Genomic DNA, 3853 nt, shown 5'->3' with positions numbered 1-3853 from the left:
TCAGTACCAAATATTATAGAACCTTTTTTGTTAGTAAAAATTCGTTTTCAGCATGCTGTACTTGTAATAAAATAGTGTATAAGCTATATTTAAAGTAATATTTAGTTATGCTTTTAAAGGAGACGTTCAATTGTCAGAGGAACAAATAATTGAAAAAGAACTGCGAGTCGGCAAGCCAGAAATACAGGCAGTTTTATTTGGTGTGAATGATAGCTATCTGAAATTGATTGAAGAGGGTCTTAATGTAGATATTAGACCTTTCGGAGATGTGGTGAAAGTTAAAGGAGATCAAGAAACTGCTGGCCAAGCGACTGAAATTATCAGAAAACTAACAAAATTAGTTGAACAAGGGATCGGCATTTCTGAAAGTGATGTTCTTTCGGCGATAAAGATGGCGCAAAATGGGACCTTGACCTACTTTCAGGACCTTTATAAAGAAACGTTGATCAAGGACAATAATGGCCGTCCTGTGCGGGTGAAAAACTTTGGTCAACGTAAATATGTTCAAGCTATCAGAAACAATGATCTTGTTTTTGGTATCGGCCCAGCCGGAACTGGTAAGACATTTCTTGCAGTTGTCATGGCAGTTGCCGCCCTTAAGAAAAAAGAAGTTGAAAGATTGATTTTGACTAGGCCTGCCGTTGAAGCAGGAGAATCCCTGGGCTTTTTACCAGGAGACCTCAAAGAAAAAGTTGATCCTTATTTGCGTCCGATCTATGATGCTTTGTACGCCATTTTGGGTTCTGAGCATACCGAAAGATTGATCGAACGTGGAGTCATTGAGATCGCACCTTTAGCATATATGCGTGGTCGGACCTTGGATAATGCTTTCGTGATCCTTGATGAAGCGCAAAACTCGACACGTGCTCAAATGAAAATGTTTCTAACACGCTTGGGTTTTGGTTCGAAGATGGTTGTAAATGGTGATGTCAGTCAGATTGATCTGCCAAAAGGTCATCAGCAAAGTGGCCTGATCGATGCCAGCAAAATTTTACAAAGTCTACCGCATATTAAGTTTATTCAGTTTTCCGGTAACGAGGTTGTTCGTCATCCTGTGGTTTCAGAAATCATTGCCGCTTATGATGAAGTTGACAATAAATTGCCGTAATAACTATACAGAAAAAGAGGATTATTAAATATATGGATCTAGAGATTTTTGATGAAACAAAAGAAGTGTCACAAGAATGGTTGACTATGGTCGATGAATTATTAAATTATGCAGGCAACTATATTAACTTACCTGCTAACACAGAAATGTCCGTGACTATCGTTGATAATGATAAGATTCATGCGATCAATAAAAAATATCGCGGTGTTGATAAGGCTACAGATGTGATCAGTTTTGCAATCGAAGAAGACGATGGTGAGGAAGAACCGATTATTTTTGCCGATGATCTTGACGTTGATATTCCTAAAAATATTGGCGACATTTTCGTTTCGCTCGACAAAGTTAGGGAGCAGGCTGAATATCTAGGTCATTCTGAAAAAAGAGAATTAGGTTTTTTGGTTGTCCATGGTTTTCTGCATTTAAACGGTTATGACCATATGCAGCCGGATGATGAAAAAGAAATGTTTGATTTACAAAGAAAGATTTTAGATGCCTATGGCCTTAAAAGATAAAAGAAAATTCACTACTAAATGGAAAAATCATAGTTTCATCCAAGCCTTAAAACACGCAACAGACGGGATACGAACAGTTTATAAAGATGAAAGAAATTTTCGCTTCGACTGTTGGGCCGGGTTGTTGGTTGTCATTGCCGGCTTTCTTTTGCATGTAACTAATAACGAGTGGCGTAGCCTATTATTGGCTGTATTCTTGGTTTTAGCCAATGAAGCATGGAACACCGTGATTGAAAATATTGTGGACTTAGTCTGTGGAACAAAACATCAATTACCTGCCAAAAAAGCAAAAGACATTGCAGCTGCGGCCGTTTTGCTTTCTTCTTTTTATGCAATTTTTACGGCAGCAATGATCTTACTTCCAAAAATCTGGCACTTATTTTTTTAATTTTAAATTTGACTAAGTTTCTTTTGATAAAGAAAGGAAAATATAATGACAAAGACTTTTCATTCTGGTTTTGTAGCCATTATTGGCCGACCAAATGTTGGTAAATCAACTTTTCTCAACTACGTGATCGGACAAAAGATCGCTATTATGAGCGATAAGCCGCAAACTACGCGTAATAAGATCCAGGGGATCTATACTACAGATGATTCGCAAATTATTTTTATTGATACTCCAGGGATCCACAAACCACAAAGTAAATTGGGAGATTTTATGGTCGATTCTGCACTTTCGACACTAAATGAAGTCGACGCGGTTTTATTTATGGTGAATGCGACTCAAAAACGAGGTAAGGGCGACGACTTTATTATCAAACGTCTCCAAAACGTTAAAAAACCAATTTATCTAGTGATCAATAAAATAGATCAGATCCACCCTAATGATATCTTGCCAATAGTTGACGATTATAGACATGCTTTAGATTTCCAAGAAGTTTATCCGATCTCTGCTTTGAAAGGAAATAATGTTTTTGAGTTAGTTGATAATTTAGTAACTGATCTACCAGAGGGACCCCAGTTTTATCCGGAAGACGAAGTTACCGATCATCCGGAACGCTTTATTATTTCCGAGTTGATCCGTGAAAAGGTCAATCAGTTGACACGCGAAGAGATACCGCATTCTGTTGCCGTTGTCACAGAACGTGTAAAGCGGGAAAACGAACAAAAAATTCAAGTTTCTGCTTCAATTATAGTTGAACGGAACAGTCAAAAGGGCATCATTATTGGTAAGGGTGGTAAAATGCTGAAAAGGATCGGCACTTTAGCTCGGAAGGATATTGAAACTCTTTTGGGTGATAAAGTATACCTAGAATTATGGGTCAAAGTCCAAGAGAATTGGAAAGACCGTAAAACTGATCTTCAATCTTTGGGTTATAAACAAGATGACTATTAAAAGTTTGAACAGATCTAGCGCATGTTGGTCTAGGTCTGTTTTTTTATAATATTAAAAGGTTTTGGTTGGTGAAGGGAAGTGTTAAGTTGGCATCACATCAAGTAGTGGACTTTCATGGGATCGTCATTTCACGTAATGATTATAAAGAACGAGATATGTTAGTTAAAATCTTGACAGATAAATTTGGGATCAAAACTTTTTTTGTCAGAGGTGCCCGAAAGAAAGGATTCAAATTAGCGTCAGCGATCCTACCTTTTTCTCATGGAACATATTTTGGGAATGTTAACGACCACGGACTTTCATTTATTAATGGAACTAGGGAGTTGGAACAATACCAGCAGATATACTCTGACATCGAACTGAATGCATATGCTTCGTATATTCTAGGACTCGTTGGGGCTGCCTTTGGAAACGATGAACCTTTGCCCGGAGTTTGGTTCGATAATATTGCTACTGCAATTAATTTGATCGATCAAAGATTTGATGCAGCTATTGTCGCCAATATCATAGAGATCCAACTTTTAGAGCAGTTTGGAGTGAAACCATTCTTGGAAAGCTGTGTGATCTGTGGTAATTCTTCCGGTCCGTTTGATTTTTCCGAGACATATGGCGGACTTTTATGCCAACAGCACTGGTATCTAGATCTTCATCGCTTGCATTTAGACCAACGGACAATTTATTATTTGAGACTTTTTTCTGTTATCGATCTTAAACAACTGCATTCGATCAAGGTTAAGGATGTGACTAAACAGCACTTACGCCACACTATCGATACTTTGTATAATGACCAAGTTGGGGTCTATGTTAAAGCTAAAAAGTTTATTGATCAAATGGGAAGTTGGGATCAAATTTTAAAAAAATAGATGACTCCTGAATTATTCATACTTTTCGTTGCAG

5 protein-coding genes are annotated in these 3853 nt (G+C 37.6%); all 5 read left to right on the top strand.

Going from position 1 to position 3853, the window contains the following annotated elements; genetic code table 11:
- Window positions 1-130: 130 nt before the first annotated feature.
- The 5 genes from FC65_RS09360 to recO all read left to right on the top strand — a co-directional run bounded on the left by FC65_RS09360 (window position 131) and on the right by recO (window position 3819).
- On the top strand, window positions 131-1108 hold the full coding sequence (locus FC65_RS09360) for a PhoH family protein (RefSeq protein WP_056972469.1): 978 nt from the start codon (window positions 131-133) through the stop codon (window positions 1106-1108).
- Between the two features lie 32 nt (window positions 1109-1140).
- Complete coding sequence (gene ybeY / locus FC65_RS09355) at window positions 1141-1620, top strand: rRNA maturation RNase YbeY (protein ID WP_056972468.1); 480 nt, start codon at window positions 1141-1143, stop codon at window positions 1618-1620.
- Complete coding sequence (locus tag FC65_RS09350) at window positions 1604-2008, top strand: diacylglycerol kinase family protein (protein ID WP_338088192.1); 405 nt, start codon at window positions 1604-1606, stop codon at window positions 2006-2008. Before ybeY ends, FC65_RS09350 begins: the two co-directional genes overlap by 17 nt.
- 45 nt (window positions 2009-2053) lie before the next feature.
- Window positions 2054-2956: a GTPase Era gene (era, locus tag FC65_RS09345; RefSeq protein WP_010496024.1), complete on the top strand. Its 903-nt coding sequence runs from the start codon at window positions 2054-2056 to the stop codon at window positions 2954-2956.
- 86 nt (window positions 2957-3042) lie between these two features.
- Window positions 3043-3819: a DNA repair protein RecO gene (gene recO, locus FC65_RS09340; protein ID WP_029605150.1), complete on the top strand. Its 777-nt coding sequence runs from the start codon at window positions 3043-3045 to the stop codon at window positions 3817-3819.
- Window positions 3820-3853 lie beyond the last annotated feature (34 nt).

This window comes from Ligilactobacillus acidipiscis DSM 15836, assembly GCF_001435755.1.
Taxonomy (GTDB): Bacteria; Bacillota; Bacilli; order Lactobacillales; family Lactobacillaceae; genus Ligilactobacillus; species Ligilactobacillus acidipiscis.
This window is presented reverse-complemented; position numbering and strand designations above follow the sequence as displayed.